The sequence below is a fragment of the Anaerostipes faecis genome (assembly GCF_910574135.1).
In the GTDB taxonomy this organism is placed as follows: domain Bacteria; phylum Bacillota; class Clostridia; order Lachnospirales; family Lachnospiraceae; genus Anaerostipes; species Anaerostipes hominis.
Genome location: NZ_CAJSYK010000026.1, coordinates 1 through 18,681, shown reverse-complemented (window position 1 = coordinate 18,681; position 18,681 = coordinate 1). Strand labels below are relative to the sequence as shown.

Below are 18,681 nucleotides of genomic sequence, written 5' to 3'. Positions count from 1 at the left end.
AGAGAGAGCCATCCAAATGTTTCAGAAAAAAGAACTTTCTACAATACCAAACCTTATGGGATACTTCCGCATCCTGCTGGTCCCTGCGTATATCTATCTCTATATCAACGCGCATTCTGTGACAGATACATACAAGGCCCTGGCTGTGCTCATTCTCTCAGGTGTCACGGACTTCTTTGATGGAATTGCCGCAAGAAAGCTTCACCAGGTCACGGAGCTTGGCAAGGCTCTGGACCCTGTGGCTGACAAACTGACCCTGGGCGCGGTGATCTTCTGCCTGATCCGCAAAATCCATGGTTTCCAGTACCTGTTTCTCGTTTTTATTGTCAAAGAACTGTATATGCTCCTGGGCAACCTGACCGCCATGAAGCTCAATGGAAAAAAACTGGACGGGGCAGCCTTCATAGGCAAGGCAGCTACCATGATCACCTACTGGAGCATGGGATTTTTCCTCCTGTTTCCCGGAATGCCAAGGGCCGTCCAGATCTTTCTGATGATCCTGTGCGGAGGCATGATAACTGCTACAGGACTGTACTATCTTCCTGTGTTTTTCAGGCTTGCCAAAAAAATTTGACAAAGTTCCAAACAGATTTGCTGGCACTTTGTTGTGGGATTCAATATAATGATGGCACAGAAAGGAGCACCGTTTGTATGATAGAAGAAAAATTATTAAAACTTAGAAAGAAACAGGGATACAGCCAGCAGGAAGTGGCAGATTTTTTATCCGTTACCAGGCAGACCATCTCTAACTGGGAGTGCGGACAGGGAATGCCATCCTTAGATAAAGCGGCGGAACTTGCAAAGCTGTACCATATCAGCCTGGATGATTTGACAGGGAATGAAGTGGAGGTTGTCACGAAAGAAGCAAAACCAAAGGACCTTCACCTGCTCCGGCAGCTGATTGGAAAGACATGCAGAATTGGAAGAAAAGAAGGCAATCTACTGAAAAAGGAAACTGTGGTCAAATTGATCGATCTGTCTGCGGTGAACGGCTTTGAATTCATGGAGGAAGATTCTTGACAGACTCTGATAACGAATGGATACTGATTTCTTATACCAAGAGGAAGAAGACAGTACAGAAGCTGTTTCGTATATCTCTCATCTGTGATATTAAAGAACTTTCTACGCATGGGGAAGATGAAGTACTTCCGGAACAGGATATATGATAGAATAAGAATATATTGATGTGATTGGAGAATTCTTTATGCAGATCACCAGCCTTTCTATTCACAACTTTAAATCTATTAAAACCATGCATTTGACCAATATCGAAAATGCTCTGATTCTGGTGGGCAAAAATAACGCGGGAAAAAGCTCTGTCTTAGATGCCGTGCGGGCAGCCGGAGGGCAGTATGAGATCACGGAAGATGATTTCCACTCATCAGGACAGAATATCGAGATCGGCATCAGCCTTTCCATCACCCAGGAGGATTTAAAGCTTCTCCACTCAGAAGGGATCGTAAGCCACTATAAGAGGTATGAGATATGGGAGAAGAATTTCCGGGAACGCCTCCCATCATTTCAGGATGGCAGCCTGACCTTTTCTTTCATAGCCAACAGAAATGGCAGGATCCTGTATCAGGATGGATTCCAGAAAAACAATCCCTATATCCCGAAAGTTTTTCCAAAGATCTATTACATGGACACGGAGCGGGACATCTCCCAGATCCAGGAAGATCTGTTCATCAGCCAGGAGGATAAACTGCTGACCCAGATGCGCTCCGATTGCTGCATGTTTGACAGGAAGAAGCAGTGCACCCACTGCTTTCAGTGCATCGGGCTGATCCATCAGAAAATGCCGGAGGAATTAAACGCATTCGAGACGTCCAAGTTATTTGAATACAAGCTGTATCACCTGAATCTGGACCGTTTTGTGGAAAAGGTCAATAAAAGCTTCCACAAAAATGGAGGAGTAGGCGATGTATTTTATTATATGAACTACGACATGAATGCTCTGCTTAAGGTCCGTTCCATGATTTACAGCAGAGAACACCAAGGAGCCAGGACCGTGGAACAGCAGGGAAAGGGCATAAGGAGCATCTATATTTTGTCGCTGCTGGAAGCCTATGTGGAGGAATCCGCTAAAATCCCGTGTATCATCATGATGGAGGTCCCTGAGATCTACCTGCATCCGGAGCTCCAGAAGGCGGCGGGAGACCTTCTTTACAAGCTTTCCGAAAAGAATCAGGTCATGTTCACCACCCATGCGCCGAACTTGATCTTTAACTTTAACAGCCGCCAGATCAGACAGATCCTTCTCGATAAGGATGCCTATTCCGTTGTACGGGAAAAAACAGATCTGGGAGTCATCCTCAATGATCTGGGCTACACCGCCGCGGACCTGATGGATGTGAATTTTGTCTTTATCGTGGAAGGAAAACAGGACAAAAGCCGCCTTCCTCTTTTGCTGGAGCATTATTACTCCGAGGTCTGTGATGAAAACGGACGGCTAAAGCGAATCGCTATCATAACCACAAACAGCTGCACCAACATCAAGACCTATGCAAACTTAAAATATATGAACCAGATTTATCTGAAGGACCAGTTTTTAATGATCCGGGACAGCGACGGAAAAGATCCGGATGTCCTGGGAAAACAGCTCTGCAGGTATTACGACGAGCGGAGCATATCCGATGTGGACCCTCTTCCTAAAGTTACCAGGAAAAACGTGCTGATCTTGAAATACTATTCCTTTGAAAACTATTTTCTGAATCCTGCAGTTATGGTAAAATTAAACCTTATCAATACAGAGGAAGAATTTTATGAAACGTTGTTTCAGAAGTGGCAGGAATACCTACACCGTCTTAAGAGCGGCAGGCATTTGATGGAGGTGCTCGGAAGAACGCTGACATCCCCTGATGATGTCAAAGCTCATATGGAGGAGATCAAGATTTATCTGCGGGGACATAACCTGTTTGATATTTTTTACGGTCCCTATAAGAAAGAGGAACGGGAACTTCTGAGACAATATATTGAATTGGCACCAAGAAAAGATTTTCAGGATATCCTTGCTGCCATTGATGATTTCATTTACTTTAAGAGCAAAAGGACAAGAGATTAGGAGGAGAGATTATGGGCTGTTTCGGAAATATATTATGGTTTATCTGCGGAGGTTTGGTAAGCGGACTGGGATGGTGCCTTGCAGGATGTCTCTGGTGCATAACCATTGTGGGAATCCCGGTGGGTGTCCAGTGCTTTAAGTTTGCATCCTTAAGCTTCTGGCCGTTCGGCAAAGAGGTCCGCTACGGCGGAGGTGCCGGCTCCATGCTGTTAAATATCATCTGGATGATCGTCACAGGACTTCCTATGGCTGCCGGTTCTGCTATCATGGGGGCTTTTCTGTGCATCACTGTCATCGGCATCCCGTTTGGGCTTCAGCACTTTAAGATAGCAAAATTAGCATTGATGCCATTTGGGGCAGAGATCATATAAATACAGGAGACAAGATGAAGGTTATACTTACTGCAATCAACGCAAAATACATTCATTCCAATCTGGCTGTCTACTGCCTGCGGGCCTATGCAAAGCCCTACCGGGAGGAGATTACCATCGCGGAATATACGATCAACCAGCAGACAGACGATATCTTGATGGATCTATATAAACAAAAGCCGGATCTACTCTGCTTTTCCTGCTATATATGGAATATAGAATACGTTGGAAGCATCCTCCGGGAGATCAAAAAGCTTTTTCCCTCCCTGCCAGTCTGGCTGGGCGGCCCGGAGGTATCTTATGATGCCCAAGATGTGCTGAAACGTTTTCCCCAGGTCACCGGAGTAATCAAAGGAGAAGGGGAAGAGACCTTTTTGGAACTGATGGACTATTATCACGGCAAAAAAGATGATCTTTCACAGATTGACGGCATCACCTGGAGGAGCGGAGAAACGATCACAGACAATCCATGGAGGCCGGTGATGGACCTTAGCAAGGTCCCTTTTGTATATGACCATATGGAAGACTTTCAGCATAAGATCATATATTATGAATCCAGCCGCGGCTGTCCGTTTTCCTGCAGCTACTGTCTTTCCTCCATTGATAAATGTCTGCGGTTCAGGGATCTCTCCATGGTGAAAAAAGAGCTCCAGTTTTTTATTGACCACAAGGTTCCCCAGGTAAAGTTTGTAGACCGGACTTTTAACTGTAATCGTACACATGCTATGGCTATATGGAGTTATCTCAAGGAACATGACAATGGAGTCACGAACTTTCATTTTGAAGTGGCAGCCGATCTGCTGAACGAAGAAGAACTGCAGCTGATCTCGGATATGCGTCCCGGCCTGATCCAGTTAGAAATCGGTGTTCAATCCACAAATCCTGAGACCATCCGTGAGATCCACCGTACAATGGATTTTAAGAAGGTGGCAGGAATCGTCAAAAAGATCAATGAGGGGCACAACATCCACCAGCATCTGGATCTGATCGCAGGGCTTCCATATGAGGATCTGCAAAGCTTTGCTTCGTCATTTAATGACGTTTACAAGGTAAGGCCGGAACAGCTTCAGCTGGGATTTTTAAAGGTGCTCAAAGGCTCCCATATGGAAAAGAAAAAGCATGAATATGGCCTTGTATACAAGGATACGCCTCCCTATGAGGTTCTGTATACCAAATGGCTTCCCTATGAGGATATGATGACTCTGAAATCCATAGAGAATATGGTGGAGATCTATTATAACAGCGGGCAGTTTGCCAACACAATGGAATATTTGGAGCATGAGTTCTCCTCGCCCTTTCACATGTATCAGTATCTGGGGAATTTTTATGAGGAGAAGGGATATCACAAGATGAATCATTCCCGGATCGCCTCCTATGAGATACTGGAGGAATTTATCTGCCGGTATGCAGGGAATGAGAGTCTTCCGCTTTACCGGGAACTGTTAACCTACGACTTATATTTAAGAGAAAATATCAAAAACAGGCCGTCTTTTTCCGGGGAATACACGGTAAACAAAGACGAGCTGTATGATCTCTATGACAATATACTTCCAAAGGATCGGGAACTGTCTGCCTATGCCAATAAAAATCTGCGGAAGATGTCCCACATCGAAAAGTTCCAGTTTGATGTTGCGGGAGCCGGGAGCCGGAAGGAGACCCTCCTGCTCTTTGACTATCAAAAAAGAGACCCCTTAAACCGCCAGGCTTATGTGGTCCGGATATGGAGATGAGATCTTGACAAGAAAAGAAATGAAAAAACAGGCCAGACAGACGGTGAAAAGGCATTACGCTCTATTTCTTGCCATCTGTCTTGTTTCCGCATTCCTTGGTTCCAAGTTTTCTGACTCGATAAAATCCATCAAAACATATTCAACGCAGTTCACCCATGCAGCGGTGTCCGGGCCAGTGGCCACCTCAAAAGGTGTTGTGGATGTGGCAGAAGATATTGCGGCAGGGGACACCGAATCCGGCAGAAAGCTTTCCAAAAAGATTGAGAAAGAACACATCGATGCATCCAAAAAGCAGAACCCCGCATTCGGACGGAGGAGGGCACTGAAAAAGTCAATCTCTGACTCGATTTAATACAATATATAGATACTCTGCAAAAGTATATTTCTATATATTGTATTAAATCTTATATAATTTGAACTTTTTCAGTGCCCTCCGGACGGAGCAGAGGGGTCTTTGCACAGATACTCAATGGCGTCACCTCAGGATCTCTCCTTGTCACATTGGCATCGGGTATGAATTCCCTGTTTGGCTCTCAAAATGTTACTCTAGCCATTTTACTGGTTCTCTGCCTAGCTGCTGTTTTATCCTTTTGGATTCTCATTGTAAATACCTTCGCTGTCATCTCCCGCAGGATGTTTCTGGAAGGGCGTATTTACCGAAAAGTTCCGGCCCAGCGTGTGTTATTCCTGCTACGGGTAAAAAAATGGCTCCGCGCGTCCAAGACGATGCTTACCGTTTCTATTTTTCAGTTTCTGTGGTCTTTTACGGTCATCGGGGGCATCATAAAAAAGTATTCCTATTACCTCGTGCCTTACATCGTGGCAGAAAATCCGTCAATCAAATCCTGTGATGCAATCCGGCTGTCCAGAGAGATGATGAACGGACATAAGTGGCAGTGTTTTCTATTTGAAATGTCCTTTCTGGGCTGGATTTGGGAAGTGAGCCTGCATTTAATCGCCAGCGGTGTTTTTACCAACAGGGGGAATCCTTCACGGTCCCTGGCTTCCCATCTACGGAGCCGACGGAATCTTGATCCTGACTCTGTTAAACAAAATGAGACAAAAACCGGTCCTGGAATTTATCAGTATCGTAGCTGTCTGCGGCTGTGTGGAATATTTTACTTCCGTTTTTCTGGAAATGATGCATCACGGGCAGAGATGGTGGGATTACAGCGGCTACTTTCTGAATATCCATGGAAGGATCTGCGCGGAAGGTCTGCTTGTTTTCGGTATTGGAGGGCTGGCCATCGTATACGTCCTGGCGCCGTTTCTTGACAATATGATACAGAGACTTCAGCCGAGAGTCATGGTTTTTGTCTGTTCTATGCTGCTGGGACTTTTTCTGACGGACCAGGTTTACTCAGCGGGATCTCCCAATGTAGGAAAGGGGATCACTCAGAACGATTAGAGATAAGTTTGTTTCTGGCATCTAAATTTTTTGCTATGAAAAAGGATTGATTTCACAAATTAACAGTGTTATAATATGTGGGAAATAAAAAAGCGTTGAAGAGAAGAGTAGTCTGTGAAAGTCTTCCAGAGAGAGATGCATTTGGTGAGAGCATCTTAAGTACTAAAGCAGATGAAGACCACCTCCGAGCGGCTGCAAACCAGCCCGGCCGACACCGTTATCGTCAACGAAGTGGTCTGCTTTACGATATGAAGCAGGCAACCAAGGGTGGAACCGCGTGAATAACGTCCCATGGAATTTTCCATGGGGCTTTTTTTATTCCATAGGAAAGTTCTCCTATGGAATAAAAAAGCCCTCCGGGCACGATGTGCCAAGGAAGGCTGCTTTGCAGCCGCACATCGGCGCGCAAAGCGAAACAAGTCCCTCAAAGAGTGAGGGGTTGGGGCGTTGAAGCGGGCTTGCCCACTTTGTTCTTACAATACAAGAAAGGAAAAATACTATGAAGATTACATTAAAAGATGGATCTGTTAAAGAGTACGGCCAGAGCATATCTGTCATTGATATTGCAAAGGATATCAGCGAGGGACTTGCAAGAGTTGCTTGTGCAGGAGAGATTAACGGGGAAGTCGTGGATTTAAGGACTGTTGTGGAGAATGACTGCGAACTGAGCATCCTTACCTTTGACTCAGAAGGGGGAAGACATGCCTTCCGCCATACCGCATCCCATATCCTAGCCCAGGCTGTAAAACGCCTGTACCCGGAGACAAAGCTTGCCATCGGGCCGTCTATCGACAATGGATTTTACTATGACATGGAGAAGGATACTCCATTTACACAAGATGATCTGGAGAAGATTGAAGCAGAAATGAAAAAGATTGTAAAAGAAAATCTGGAGATCACTTGTTTTACAAAACCAAGAGAAGAAGCAATCGCATTTATGAAGGAACGCAAGGAACCGTACAAGGTCGAGCTCATCGAGGATCTTCCTGAGGATTCCGTTATCAGTTTCTATCAGCAGGGTGAATTCATTGACCTGTGTGCAGGACCTCATCTGATGACAACAAAGCCTTTGAAAGCGTTTAAGCTCACAAGCATCGCCGGAGCATACTGGCGCGGCAATGAAAAGAATCAGATGCTCACCCGTATCTATGGAACAGCATTTGCAAAAAAAGCGGATCTGAAAGATTACCTGACCATGATGGAAGAAGCGAAAAAACGTGACCACAGAAAGCTTGGAAAAGAACTCGGTCTCTTTATGATGAGAGATGAAGGGCCGGGATTCCCATTCTTTTTACCGAATGGTATGGTGCTTAAGAATACTTTGCTGGACTACTGGAGAGAAATCCATAACAAAGCAGGATATGTAGAGATCTCCAGCCCGATCATGCTGAGCAGGCACCTGTGGGAGACATCCGGACACTGGGATCACTACCAGGAAAATATGTATACAACGGTCATCGATGAAGAAGACTTTGCCATCAAACCTATGAACTGCCCAGGCGGCGTTTTAGTATACCAGTCAGAGCCACGCTCTTACCGTGACCTGCCGCTTCGCATGGGAGAACTGGGATTGGTACACCGCCACGAAAAATCCGGACAGCTTCACGGACTAATGCGTGTCCGCTGTTTTACACAGGATGATGCCCATATTTTTATGATGCCTGAGCAGATCAAAGATGAGATCAAAGGTGTCGCAGCGCTGATCGACCAGGTTTACAGCCTGTTTGGATTCAAATACCATGTGGAATTGTCCACCCGGCCGGAAGACAGCATGGGAAGTGATGAAGACTGGGAGATGGCTACAGATTCTTTGAGGAGCGCACTGGACGATCTTGGACTTGACTATGTAGTCAATGAAGGGGATGGAGCATTCTACGGACCGAAGATTGATTTCCATCTGGAAGATTCCATCGGAAGAACATGGCAGTGCGGAACCATTCAGTTAGACTTCCAGCTTCCTCTGCGGTTTGACCTCCATTACACTGGAGCAGACGGAGAGAAGCACCGCCCGATCATGATCCACAGGGTTGCTTTTGGTTCCATCGAACGGTTTATCGGTATCCTGATTGAACACTTCGCAGGAGCATTTCCAACCTGGCTGGCACCAGTGCAGGTGAAGGTCATTCCGATCTCTGACAAGCATTTAGACTATGGAAACAAGGTGCTGGATGCGTTAAAAGAAGCCGGCATCCGCGCTGAGATTGACACCAGGGCTGAAAAGATGGGTTATAAGATCCGGGAGGCACAGCTTCATAAGATCCCATATATGCTAGTTGTGGGAGGAAAAGAAGAAGAAAACCAGGCCGTTTCCGTGAGAAGCCGATTTAAGGGAGATGAGGGGCAGATGTCCTTAGATGAATTCCTTTCTGCGGTCAAAAAGGAAATTGAGACAAAAGAGATCCGCCAGGTAGAAAAAGAAGACGAAGAGAAATAAATGAAAATATCCCGAATACGGCGATGAACGTATTCGGGATATTTTTTAATTACTGGCTATTTTACTTCATTGCACATCAAAACATCAATTAAGAATTGAATGATTTTATGAAATCATGTGTAAAATGAATCGCTGTGCAAGTAAGTTTTTCACACATATGTGGAGGATCGCTTTCTGTAAAACCATTAGGGCGCAATTCACGACAAGTTAAGGAACCGAATTTACGCGTAAACGCTTCGGCATAGTGATAACAGATGGAAGCAATTTCATCATCGCTTTTACCTAAATGGCCGTAATAAATCCCTAGGAACATCAAACCTCCCTCTGCCAATCCGCATTGTGCTCTAAACCCTCCTGCACCGTGCAAACCAATAGCAGAATGAAGTGTTTGTAAATGATATTCTATGCCAAAAATTTTTCCCAAACAAATTAAAGTGGTTCTTGCACAGTTTATATCCTTATTCCAATATAATTCATGTACGTTCTCTTCTATATTCAATCTGTACCTCCCATTCATTCAAAATCGGAATATCAAAACAATCAGGAGTTTCTCTTATTGATGAGCTTTTCATCTCTTAAAAAAAGAAAACCCGCATGCAATGCGGGTAAATCGGGGTAACAGGATTCGAACCTGCGACCTCACGGCCCCCAGCCGTGCGCTCTAACCAAACTGAGCCATACCCCGTCAGAAGTATTTTATCGAATTCCGTCGAAGAGTGCAAGTGTTTTTTGAATATACTCAAATTCTTTCTAATAAATACGATTGATTATACAATTTATAAAATCACGGAGACATTATATTTCTCTAGGATTTTATATATTTAGACTCATTCTATTTTTTCATCTAAAAAAGCATTTAAAATAGGCTGGTCATATCTTTTTGCCCATCGTTCTGCCTGTTCCCGTATTACAGTACAGTAAAATCCAGTTCCAAAATCTTTTGTATTTCTTCCTTTTCTAAATTCAGGGTGAGGCACAGAAGTATAGCTGCCGTGATACACTGATTTTTCCCATAAGTAAGGAACCTCCTTGATTTTATAATACTTGACTAAAACCTCAATAATAATTTTTATAAACTGCACATTAATAATATATCAAGTTCTATATTATGTCAAAATAGAATCATAAGAATGCAGAAGATCCAGCTGTGTGTTAAAATGAAAAAAGAACATAGGACAGAATCATTACAGGAGGAAATATGGGTGAATTGAGAAATATCCCCGGCGTGGGAAAGAAAACAGAAGAGGATCTTCAAATGCTCGGATATACTACCATACAGTCATTAAAAGGGGCAGACCCGGAAGAATTGTATGAAAGGGAATGCCTGATGAAAGGCTGCCATATCGACCGATGTCAGCTTTATGTATATCGCTGTGCGGTATATTATGCCTCCACAGATGTACATGAACCGGAAAAACTAAAATGGTGGAATTGGAAAGACCAGGAAAGAGAGGACCCAATGGAAATTAAACTTGTAGAATACAACGATATAAACACATGCATTGAATTTGTAGAAATCGTCAAAGAAGACTTTGCAGGATATGAAAAAGAAGGATTTAAAAAAGCTCTGGAGACCTGTATCAAACACAGAGAGGCCATATCGGCCATGAACGAAGCCGGGAATATCATTGGTTTATTGCTTTATTCAAAGGCAGACTGTGAGCTTGAGTTCCTTGCGGTACATCCTGAAGCCAGACAAAAAGGAACGGCAAGATCCATGATCGAGAAAATGAAATCTAACTTCAGAACAGGCGATCAGATCCAGGTGGTGACATTTGCATCCGGTGATCCCAAGGGAATCCCTGCAAGAAAATGTTATCATAAATGCGGATTCAAAGATGATGAATTACTCACCGTGTTTGATTATCCGTGCCAGAAAATGATCCTGACAGTACAATGATCTGCAGGATTCCTCTCCATCTATAATTTAAATTAGTATTTTGCGTATAGATATAGAGATCGCAATTTTTCTCTTCTGATGGTTTTTGCACCTTCTGCTTTCATAAATATTGAACCAAAGGAGCCATCTAACGATAGTTTTTTACCACTATTTCCGTCGCGCTTTAGAATGCGCTCCTACAATATACAATAGTGGTAAAAACTCATGTTATCTTTTTCGTTCCTGTCTTTCAGGCCATCCTTCAAGATTTCCATGAATCATAGCCCGAAACATATGATCTTTAGATCCCGGATGGTCTTCATCTAGCTTTTTTAAAGTCTCTTTTGCATACTGCCTCTTTGTGTAGCCGTCCATCGGACAGGGACTCTTTTCCACCGGAAGATTCATCTTATTCTTAAATCCGATTACATCTGCTTCATCCATGTACATCAAAGGCCGAATTACTTTAAGCTCCATACGGTCCAGATACGTCACCGGTGAAAAACAGTGAAGCCGTCCTTCAAAGAGCATAGACATCAAAAAGGTCTCCACCAGATCATCCTTGTGGTGGGCATAAGCTACTTTATTGCATCCCAGTTCTTTTATCTTTTCGTTCAGTGCACCCTTTCTCATCTTGGCACAAAGAGAACACGGATTGGTTTCCTTCCTACGCTCAAAAACTACATCTGCGATTTCGGTTTTTACAACCGTATATGGAACTTTCAGTTCTTCACACAGTTTTTCTACTTGAGATATGTCAAAGTTTCCGAATCCAAGATCCACAGTGATTCCGTGGATTTCAAACTTGTTTGGGTAAAAAATGCGTAAATGTGCAAGGGCATAGAGCATGGTCAGACTGTCCTTGCCGCCGGAAATGCCGACCGCAATTTTGTCCCCTTCCTGTATCATTTGATAATCGTCCACGGCTCTGCGGACGTAGCTTAATACTTGCTGTAACTTCATAATCGTTTTCCTCAGTTTATTCATAAATTTTCGATTTTTAGTATAACATATTAAATTCCGAAGCGCTACTGTCGCCGTGGTAAACGAAAAGCACTTTTCAAAATGGAGTACGCTGTCAGATGAACAGAATAATGCCCCGGAGTAATTTCTCACGTTACTCCAGGACATCTCCATATTCCATAGCCTCATACCATTTTTGTGTCCTGCCTCTCAATACAAGGTATCCACGATCTGAATTTACGGTTCACTTTTCAAACAAATCAGATACTGCTGTTCTGCTTTCGATATTCGGCTGGTGCCATTTTCAAAATATCCCTAAAAGCAGTCGCAAACTTACTCTGGTTTTCGTATCCCACCCGATTTGCAACCTCTGCTATGGTGTACTGTGTTTGTCGTAGAAGAACAGCAGCCTGTTTCATCCGATACTCTTTCATATACGCACCAATCGGTTGTCCGTAAATTCCTCTAAACGTATCTTTTAATGTTGCTGTATTGATGAGATACTCTTTAGAAAGCTCCTCAATCGTAGGACGCACCTGCAGATTGGAGATTAACTTCTTATGAATTACTCTCACAACTTCTACCTGCGGGGAAGTATACTGCTCCCGCTGCTTTTCTTTCGATACGTCTACCATACACAGGAATAAGAGAAGTTCCTGGACCTTTATCTTAAAATAGGGTTTCTGCAGGCAGTCCGGTACAGAATAAAGTTCCGAAAAGATATGTTCAATTTCATCCTTTGCCCGCATAACAAAACAATTCCCATCCGCACAGAATTTTTCCTTAAAATCTAAAATGTCAATACCGCTCTCAGAAAGGATTTCCGGTGGATGTTCTGCTACAAATTTCAGGTCAATTACCACAGAGATTCCACGATAATGCTTTAAGGGAAAGCTCATCTCCGGGGAACAGTTATCCATTGTATGAATCGAAAGATCCCCTTCACCAAGATACAGGCAGGAACCACTTAAAAGTGTACTTCCTTCCCGCCCCTCACGACAGTGATTGATCTCTAATATATCCTTATCCAGATTTTCCTTCCAGTCACAGCTTGCAGCTTCAAAGTCATTATAAATGAGCTGTATGCCAGGATAAACCTGATAAACTGTCATCAGCCCCAGGCCATCTGTACAGTCCATCTTATAAACCGTACAATATCCATCATTATCTTTTGGAATAACCGCGGATAACCCTTTTGCGTTTGTAATAGGGTTTTCGCTCATAACATCCCTTTCTACAATTCCACTATTCTTTGTTTGCTCTGCCAGAATTTCTCTGGCATCTCTTATTATATAAATTATTCTTATTTCGTACCGCTCCAATCAGAATGATTTACAATCCATTTAGCATTATATTATAACCCTTCCAATAGTGCAAACAGAGAAAGCGGGCTGACGCTCTCTAAAAAAGTATCAGCCCGAGGTCAATTATTTACTGCAATATTCTTTCCCTACACAACCGGAGCAGCTGCCGCTACAGCAGGAACCGTTCTTGCGGTCTCTGTAGATTTTCTGAACAGCCCATATCGCATAACCTGCCACGCCTAAAACAATGATTCCGGTAACAATTCAGCCCTTACCGCTTTGCTTTCGCTGTAGCCGGCATCCTACGAAACTCAGAAAGCATCATGCTGATCGTAATCACTACAAGGATTGCATCCGTCAGGGCAATCGCCAGCCATACGCCTAAGATACCCATGCCGCCAACCATCGGCAGGATCACGCAGAGCGGAATAAACAGAATGATCTGACGGAACAGTACCAGCCAGGTCGCTTTGTTTGCTTTTCCCAAAGACTGGAACAGCGTCACAGCAATCAGGAAACTTGCCTGCAGGATATAGGTACTGAACATAATTCGGAAATTAGTCGCACCAGAAGCTGTTATACCCGGCGTTGTAATGAACATCGAAAGTACCTTATCCGGGAACAGCTCCACCGGGATATAAAATACCAGAGACAATACCGTAGCTGCGATCACGAATACTTTCGTCAATGTTTTTACCCGGTCATATTCTTTTGCTCCATAGTTCGTGCCAGCGGCAGGCTGGAAGCCCTGGCTGATACCCCACAGTGGTACAAAGGAAAAGTTCCAGAACCGCAGTGCCGCACCCAAAAGAATCTGGGAAGTCTCCCCGCCGTAATTGGATGCCACACGATAAATCACCGTCTGCTGTACCAGAGTCAGAATCTGCATCAAAAGTGCGGATACGCCAACAGAAAGAACCTGTGGAAGCAGCCCTCCATCAATACGAATGCGCCCGATTTTTACGTTTGGACTTTTCTTTTTGAAATACCAGAGGGTAACGGCGGCCTGAATAAACTGTGACAAAATGGTCGCATAAGCTGCCGCTTCTATTCCCATGCCATAAGGTTTCAAAATCGTGATAAAGATCGGATCAAGGATCATGTTCAAAATGGCTCCGCCGGCAATAATACTCATCGCCTTTTTCAGCTGTCCTTCTCCACGGATGACCATGTTCGCACTCTGGAAGAAGTTTACGAACAGTGATCCGGCAAATACGATACGCAGATACTTCTCTGCGTAATTTAAAATGTTGTCACTGGCTCCGGCCAGAGTCAAAAGCTGGCGGGTAAACACCATACCCACTACTGTATAAATGACGGACAGTAAGAGAACCATTGCAACCAGGTTTCCCATAATCTTTTTCATGGTTCCCTCATCCTTCTTTCCTATCGCACGGGAAAATACCGATGCGGAACCTACACCTAACATAGCGGCAGAACCCGCACTAATCAGTGTGAATGGATAAGAGACAGATACTGCTCCCATCTGGGCTGCTCCTACCATCTGACCTACAAAGATGGAATCCATCATGTTATATAGTCCAACGACCACCATACCGAGAACCGCAGGAATACTGAGTTCTATCATAAGCGGCCAGGGACTTTTCGATAAAAGTTTTGTTCTTGTATCAAGTGCTTGTTTCATCACTCTATTCCTCCTGGTCCATGTTTATTAGCAATATCTAACCAACCATATTAAGTATATAAAATCAGGGTTTCCTTGTACGCTCCATCAAGCAGAAGTTGCGCTCCATACGGTAATAATTTTTCCTACCCGGTATAAGGAACCACAGACAACGGTGGCTCATCCCTCCGCTGATTATTACTTATTTCAGGAAACCGCTAATAATCTGTTCTTCTGCCTGCTGTTCTGTCAGTCCGAGGGACATCAGTTTTACAATCTGCTCCCCGGCAATCTTACCAATCGCAGCTTCATGGATCAATGCCGCATCTGTACAGTTTGCAGCAATCTCCGGCACTGCCCGGACACTGGCCTCATCCATAATGATAGCATCGCACTCCGTATGACCGCTGCACGGGGCATTGCCATTGACACGGGATATGAAAAGCTGTTTTGAATGTTCCTTTGCTACGGAACGGGAAATGATATGGGTTCCTGCCCCCTCCCCGTTTAGGGCTACTTCAAAGGTACTTTTTGCGCTCTGGCAGCCGTGTGTCAGTAACCGTTCCGTGACCACAAGCGTTGCTCCGGCATCAAGATCGGCAGTGGTAAGCCTCTCCGTTGAGTCCACTCCCTTAATCTGCACCGTTTCCATTTCCATGTATCCGTTTTCTGCAATATGCACGATAGTCTGAGGATTCATGATCCGTTTCCCCATACCGTCTCCGCTGCCATAATGTTTCTCAATATATCTCACTCTTGCACCTGGAGCAAGAAAGAACCTGTGAATGCCATCATGCTGACTGGCTTTTGTGCCTCCGTTATGGATTCCACAGCCCGCTATAATCGTCACATCGGCATTCTCTCCAATGTAAAAGCTATTATATACGGCTTCGGATAGTCCCGACTGGCTGATGATGACTGGTATATGTACGCTTTCGCCCCTGACTTCCGGCTTTACTCTAATATCAATACCCGAACCATCTTCTTTAGATAAGATATCAATGTGTTCCGTAGTTCTACGCTCCACACTCTTTCCATTAGAACGGATATTGAAAGCCCCCGTCGGAATTTCATGCAGACCAGACACAGCCTCCAACAACTTCTTTTGTATCAGATCCATTTCTTATCACTTCCTTTCCTGATAGAATCGGCAGCCACCCACATCAGAGCTGTTTAAAAGTTCCGGCAGCACCTCGTCACGTTCTCCCTGGCGCACGATCCGGCCATCGACTACTACCAGAACCACATCGGCAATGCTCAAAATGCGCTCCTGATGGGAGATGATCAGAATAGAGCCGTGCAGCTTACATTTCATATTCTCAAAAACTTGTACCAGATTTTGAAAACTCCACAGGTCAATCCCTGCCTCCGGTTCATCAAAAATAGACAACGTGGCTGACCTTGCCAGACTGGTTGCAATTTCGATCCGCTTCAGCTCGCCTCCTGACAAGCTGCCATTTACCTCCCGGTGGATATAATCCCTGGCACACAGGCCAACTTCGGAGAGGTACTCACACGCTTGCGAAACGGTCAAATCGTGGCCGACCGATATTCGTATCAGATCAAGCACGGTAATACCTTTGAAGCGGACCGGCTGCTGAAAAGCAAAGCTGATCCCTTTCTGCGCCCTCTCCGTAATTTCCATATGTGTGATGTCCTCACCATTTAACAAAATTTGTCCGGATGTAGGCTGTTCGATTCCGGCAATCATCTTTGCCAGGGTGGACTTTCCGCCACCATTAGGGCCGGTTACCGCAATAAAGCAGTCGTCTGACAGTAATAAATTGATTTGTTGTAAAATCTCTTTTGAACCGGAATCCCCGGAAACCTCAAAAGAGATATTTTTCAGTTCCAGCATATTTCCTCCATAGAAAGGGCGACACAGCCTAATTGTGAATTGCACCGCCCTGAAAATCATTGATTCATTTTCTCCAAAAGCTGAAGCGCTTCCTCCAGCTTTGGATTTTCAACATCCGTCTGCAGGGCCTCCCTGACACAGTTTCTGATATGAGCCTGTAAAATCTGTTGATTGGCACTTCGCAGTAAAGCCTGTGTTGCCTGGAGCTGATTGGATATATCCACACAATACCGATCAGATTCAATCATCTGCAGGATACCGTCAATCTGCCCTCTGGCAATCTTCAGTTTATGGGTAATGTCGCTCTTTTTTGCTTTCATAGGCAGCCCGCTCACTGAATGCTTACAACCTGATAACCCGCATCTTCAACAGCGGCTTTCAGTACATCATCCGGTACATCCTGGCTCATCTGTACCTGGGCGGACTTGCTCTCCAGATGAACTGCCACATCTTTGATGCCATGGATTTCCCGCAATGCCTTATCTACGTGCTTTACACAGTTCATACAAACCATACCTTCAATATTCAATACTTTTTCCATTTGGATCGCTCCTTTGCTTTCACTTTTTATTGTTGTCCGTTCATACACGCGGTCCTCATTTGGTTCCGCATGGGATGCGTGTTTTGCTTTAAACCATCTAAGCCTCAGCGCATTTGATACTACAAACACGGAACTGAAACTCATGGCAAATGCCCCGATCATTGGATTCAGTTTCAAATCAAACGGCAGATAGAACAGCCCTGCCGCCACTGGAATACCGATGATATTATAAATAAACGCCCAGAACAGGTTTTGCTTAATATTACGGATGACTGCCTTACTGAGCTGGATCGCCGTTGACACATCCAGCAGGTCACTTTTCATCAGAACAATGTCCGCTGACTCAATCGCCACATCCGTTCCGGCTCCGATGGCAATGCCTACATCTGCCCTGGCAAGCGCCGGGGCATCGTTGATTCCATCGCCTACCATCGCCACTTTTTTACCGCTATCCTGCAAACGCCGGATTTCCTTTTCCTTATCCTGCGGAAATACCTCGGCTACTACACGGTCCACGCCAACCTGACGCCGGATCGCTTCTGCTGTTTTCGCATTATCTCCGGTCAGCATGACCACTTCAATGCCCATCGCAGACAATTCCTGTACTGCCTGACGGCTGGTAGGCTTTACCACATCAGCTACGGCAATCACACCAATGAGTTGCCCGCCACGGGCAAAGAACAGCGGTGTTTTACCGTCAACTGCCATAGATTCCCCAAGCTGCAGGAGTGCTCCGCCCGAAATGCCATTTGCCTGGAGTAACCTCCGGTTTCCGGCATAGCAGATATCGTTTCCGATCTTTCCTACAATACCCTGGCCGGGAATCTGTTTAAAATCACTTACCTGAAGGAAAGAAATCCTTTCTTTTTCTGCTTCTGCCACAATTGCGTCTGCCAATGGATGTTCGGACAGTTTTTCCAGGGAAGCCGCTATCTGCAGCAGTTCCTTCTGACCTACACCGTCTCCACATAATAAGTTTGTGACTACCGGAGTTCCCTGTGTGATCGTTCCGGTCTTGTCAAGAACTACCGTATCAATACCATGTGCTGTTTCAAGAGCTTCAGCAGACTTAATCAGGATGCCGTTTGTTGCACCCTTTCCGGTTCCGACCATGATTGCGGTAGGTGTGGCAAGCCCCAACGCACAGGGGCAGGAAATCACTAAGATGGAAATACCAATGGAGAGGGCAAATTCAAACCCGTAACCCAACAACAGCCATACGACAACGGCAATCAATGCAATGCTGATTACCACTGGTACAAACACACCGCTGACTTGCACTGATCAAGAAAATCGAGCCGGATGTAACTGTCAAGGTGTGATGAAAAGCTGGACACCGGCTGCCGTTTCCTGGTAGCCGGTGTTTTTTATTTCATAGGATTAGGGTGTCAAAAGACACATTAATAAATATCTGATTTTGTTTGTACCTTGAAAATTTAACACGAATTGGTTTGAGAATATTAAATTTAGAACAATCAACAGAAGGTGAGCTTGATGTTTTGAGTATT

At 44.6% G+C, this 18,681-nt stretch carries 20 protein-coding genes, 1 tRNA gene, 2 pseudogenes and 1 other annotated feature; of the genes and pseudogenes, 11 read left to right on the top strand and 12 right to left on the bottom strand.

What is annotated here, in order from left to right; genetic code table 11:
* Positions 1-16 precede the first annotated feature (16 nt).
* From QGT46_RS14070 to QGT46_RS17375, 8 genes and pseudogenes are all read left to right on the top strand, one after another.
* Positions 17-574 (top strand): CDP-alcohol phosphatidyltransferase family protein, encoded by a 558-nt coding sequence (locus QGT46_RS14070; RefSeq protein WP_148458756.1) that lies wholly within the window; start codon positions 17-19, stop codon positions 572-574.
* A 77-nt stretch (positions 575-651) separates the two neighbouring features.
* On the top strand, positions 652-1,020 hold the full coding sequence (locus tag QGT46_RS14065; protein ID WP_148458757.1) for a helix-turn-helix transcriptional regulator: 369 nt from the start codon (positions 652-654) through the stop codon (positions 1,018-1,020).
* Entirely contained in the window at positions 1,017-1,166 is a 150-nt protein-coding gene (locus QGT46_RS14060) for a hypothetical protein (protein ID WP_301591315.1), read from the top strand. Before QGT46_RS14065 ends, QGT46_RS14060 begins: the two co-directional genes overlap by 4 nt.
* Before the next feature lie 38 nt (positions 1,167-1,204).
* Positions 1,205-3,061 carry an ATP-dependent nuclease gene (locus QGT46_RS14055; protein WP_148458758.1) on the top strand — a complete coding sequence of 619 codons (1,857 nt, stop codon included), beginning with the start codon at positions 1,205-1,207 and terminating at the stop codon, positions 3,059-3,061.
* An 11-nt stretch (positions 3,062-3,072) separates the two neighbouring features.
* Positions 3,073-3,432, top strand: coding sequence for a YccF domain-containing protein (locus QGT46_RS14050; protein ID WP_148458759.1), 360 nt, complete (start codon positions 3,073-3,075; stop codon positions 3,430-3,432).
* A gap of 14 nt (positions 3,433-3,446) precedes the next feature.
* Positions 3,447-5,162: a B12-binding domain-containing radical SAM protein gene (locus QGT46_RS14045; protein ID WP_148458760.1), complete on the top strand. Its 1,716-nt coding sequence runs from the start codon at positions 3,447-3,449 to the stop codon at positions 5,160-5,162.
* 4 nt (positions 5,163-5,166) lie between these two features.
* On the top strand, positions 5,167-5,514 hold the full coding sequence (locus tag QGT46_RS14040) for a hypothetical protein (protein ID WP_148458761.1): 348 nt from the start codon (positions 5,167-5,169) through the stop codon (positions 5,512-5,514).
* A gap of 161 nt (positions 5,515-5,675) precedes the next feature.
* Positions 5,676-6,056: pseudogene (locus QGT46_RS17375) on the top strand (hypothetical protein); the annotation flags it as partial.
* Here QGT46_RS17375 and QGT46_RS17080 read toward each other — a convergent pair.
* The gene (locus QGT46_RS17080; RefSeq protein WP_330655893.1) at positions 5,975-6,139 is read right to left on the bottom strand and encodes a hypothetical protein; all 165 of its coding nucleotides are present in this window, start codon (positions 6,137-6,139) and stop codon (positions 5,975-5,977) included. The pseudogene QGT46_RS17375 and the gene QGT46_RS17080 overlap by 82 nt on opposite strands.
* On the opposite strand from QGT46_RS17080, the gene QGT46_RS14030 reads away from it, so the two are divergent.
* Positions 6,127-6,570: a putative ABC transporter permease gene (locus QGT46_RS14030; protein WP_301591311.1), complete on the top strand. Its 444-nt coding sequence runs from the start codon at positions 6,127-6,129 to the stop codon at positions 6,568-6,570. The two genes, QGT46_RS17080 and QGT46_RS14030, sit on opposite strands and share 13 nt — an antisense overlap.
* A gap of 86 nt (positions 6,571-6,656) precedes the next feature.
* Positions 6,657-6,865 (top strand) — a binding site (T-box leader).
* Between the two features lie 204 nt (positions 6,866-7,069).
* Entirely contained in the window at positions 7,070-9,004 is a 1,935-nt protein-coding gene (thrS, locus tag QGT46_RS14025; protein ID WP_148458762.1) for a threonine--tRNA ligase, read from the top strand.
* Between the two features lie 88 nt (positions 9,005-9,092).
* Here thrS and QGT46_RS14020 read toward each other — a convergent pair whose 3' ends face one another.
* The 3 genes from QGT46_RS14020 to QGT46_RS14010 all read right to left on the bottom strand — a co-directional run bounded on the left by QGT46_RS14020 (position 9,093) and on the right by QGT46_RS14010 (position 10,086).
* Positions 9,093-9,503 carry a C-GCAxxG-C-C family protein gene (locus QGT46_RS14020; protein ID WP_301591308.1) on the bottom strand — a complete coding sequence of 137 codons (411 nt, stop codon included), beginning with the start codon at positions 9,501-9,503 and terminating at the stop codon, positions 9,093-9,095.
* Between the two features lie 111 nt (positions 9,504-9,614).
* Positions 9,615-9,689: transfer RNA gene (locus QGT46_RS14015), tRNA-Pro, on the bottom strand.
* A gap of 142 nt (positions 9,690-9,831) precedes the next feature.
* Positions 9,832-10,086, bottom strand: a complete 255-nt coding sequence (locus QGT46_RS14010) for a DUF3990 domain-containing protein (RefSeq protein ID WP_301591306.1) — start codon at positions 10,084-10,086, stop codon at positions 9,832-9,834.
* Between the two features lie 116 nt (positions 10,087-10,202).
* On the opposite strand from QGT46_RS14010, the gene QGT46_RS17075 reads away from it, so the two are divergent.
* The gene (locus QGT46_RS17075) at positions 10,203-10,904 is read left to right on the top strand and encodes a GNAT family N-acetyltransferase (protein WP_330607087.1); all 702 of its coding nucleotides are present in this window, start codon (positions 10,203-10,205) and stop codon (positions 10,902-10,904) included.
* Positions 10,905-11,111: 207 nt separating this feature from the next.
* On the opposite strand, the gene QGT46_RS13995 is transcribed toward QGT46_RS17075, so the two are convergent.
* The 8 genes and pseudogenes from QGT46_RS13995 to QGT46_RS13960 form a co-directional block, all read right to left on the bottom strand.
* Complete coding sequence (locus QGT46_RS13995) at positions 11,112-11,846, bottom strand: tRNA lysidine(34) synthetase (protein WP_148458764.1); 735 nt, start codon at positions 11,844-11,846, stop codon at positions 11,112-11,114.
* A 260-nt stretch (positions 11,847-12,106) separates the two neighbouring features.
* On the bottom strand, positions 12,107-13,153 hold the full coding sequence (locus tag QGT46_RS13990; protein ID WP_148458821.1) for a helix-turn-helix domain-containing protein: 1,047 nt from the start codon (positions 13,151-13,153) through the stop codon (positions 12,107-12,109).
* A 120-nt stretch (positions 13,154-13,273) separates the two neighbouring features.
* Entirely contained in the window at positions 13,274-13,399 is a 126-nt protein-coding gene (locus tag QGT46_RS13985) for a FeoB-associated Cys-rich membrane protein (protein WP_301591336.1), read from the bottom strand.
* A gap of 22 nt (positions 13,400-13,421) precedes the next feature.
* Complete coding sequence (locus QGT46_RS13980; protein WP_148458765.1) at positions 13,422-14,795, bottom strand: MATE family efflux transporter; 1,374 nt, start codon at positions 14,793-14,795, stop codon at positions 13,422-13,424.
* A gap of 181 nt (positions 14,796-14,976) precedes the next feature.
* A complete protein-coding gene (locus tag QGT46_RS13975) occupies positions 14,977-15,894 on the bottom strand; it encodes a SufB/SufD family protein (RefSeq protein WP_148458766.1) in 918 nt (305 codons plus the stop codon).
* A 6-nt stretch (positions 15,895-15,900) separates the two neighbouring features.
* Positions 15,901-16,632 (bottom strand): ABC transporter ATP-binding protein, encoded by a 732-nt coding sequence (locus tag QGT46_RS13970; protein WP_148458767.1) that lies wholly within the window; start codon positions 16,630-16,632, stop codon positions 15,901-15,903.
* Positions 16,633-16,688: 56 nt separating this feature from the next.
* Positions 16,689-16,952 carry a metal-sensing transcriptional repressor gene (locus QGT46_RS13965; RefSeq protein ID WP_022279545.1) on the bottom strand — a complete coding sequence of 88 codons (264 nt, stop codon included), beginning with the start codon at positions 16,950-16,952 and terminating at the stop codon, positions 16,689-16,691.
* 11 nt (positions 16,953-16,963) lie between these two features.
* Positions 16,964-18,451 (bottom strand): annotated as a pseudogene (locus QGT46_RS13960) (metal-transporting ATPase); the annotation flags it as partial.
* Positions 18,452-18,681 lie beyond the last annotated feature (230 nt).

Excerpts from the sequence above, each read along its gene's own strand:
- QGT46_RS14065 (WP_148458757.1), top strand. The coding sequence starts at position 652 with ATGATAGAAGAAAAATTATTAAAACTTAGAAAGAAACAGGGATACAGC.
- QGT46_RS14055 (WP_148458758.1), top strand. The coding sequence starts at position 1,205 with ATGCAGATCACCAGCCTTTCTATTCACAACTTTAAATCTATTAAAACC.
- QGT46_RS17075 (WP_330607087.1), top strand. The coding sequence starts at position 10,203 with ATGGGTGAATTGAGAAATATCCCCGGCGTGGGAAAGAAAACAGAAGAG.
- QGT46_RS13995 (WP_148458764.1), bottom strand. The coding sequence starts at position 11,846 with ATGAAGTTACAGCAAGTATTAAGCTACGTCCGCAGAGCCGTGGACGAT.
- QGT46_RS14070 (WP_148458756.1), top strand. The coding sequence starts at position 17 with ATGTTTCAGAAAAAAGAACTTTCTACAATACCAAACCTTATGGGATAC.
- thrS (WP_148458762.1), top strand. The coding sequence starts at position 7,070 with ATGAAGATTACATTAAAAGATGGATCTGTTAAAGAGTACGGCCAGAGC.
- QGT46_RS13975 (WP_148458766.1), bottom strand. The coding sequence starts at position 15,894 with ATGGATCTGATACAAAAGAAGTTGTTGGAGGCTGTGTCTGGTCTGCAT.
- QGT46_RS14045 (WP_148458760.1), top strand. The coding sequence starts at position 3,447 with ATGAAGGTTATACTTACTGCAATCAACGCAAAATACATTCATTCCAAT.
- QGT46_RS13980 (WP_148458765.1), bottom strand. The coding sequence starts at position 14,795 with ATGAAACAAGCACTTGATACAAGAACAAAACTTTTATCGAAAAGTCCC.
- QGT46_RS13970 (WP_148458767.1), bottom strand. The coding sequence starts at position 16,632 with ATGCTGGAACTGAAAAATATCTCTTTTGAGGTTTCCGGGGATTCCGGT.
- QGT46_RS13965 (WP_022279545.1), bottom strand. The coding sequence starts at position 16,952 with ATGAAAGCAAAAAAGAGCGACATTACCCATAAACTGAAGATTGCCAGA.
- QGT46_RS14050 (WP_148458759.1), top strand. The coding sequence starts at position 3,073 with ATGGGCTGTTTCGGAAATATATTATGGTTTATCTGCGGAGGTTTGGTA.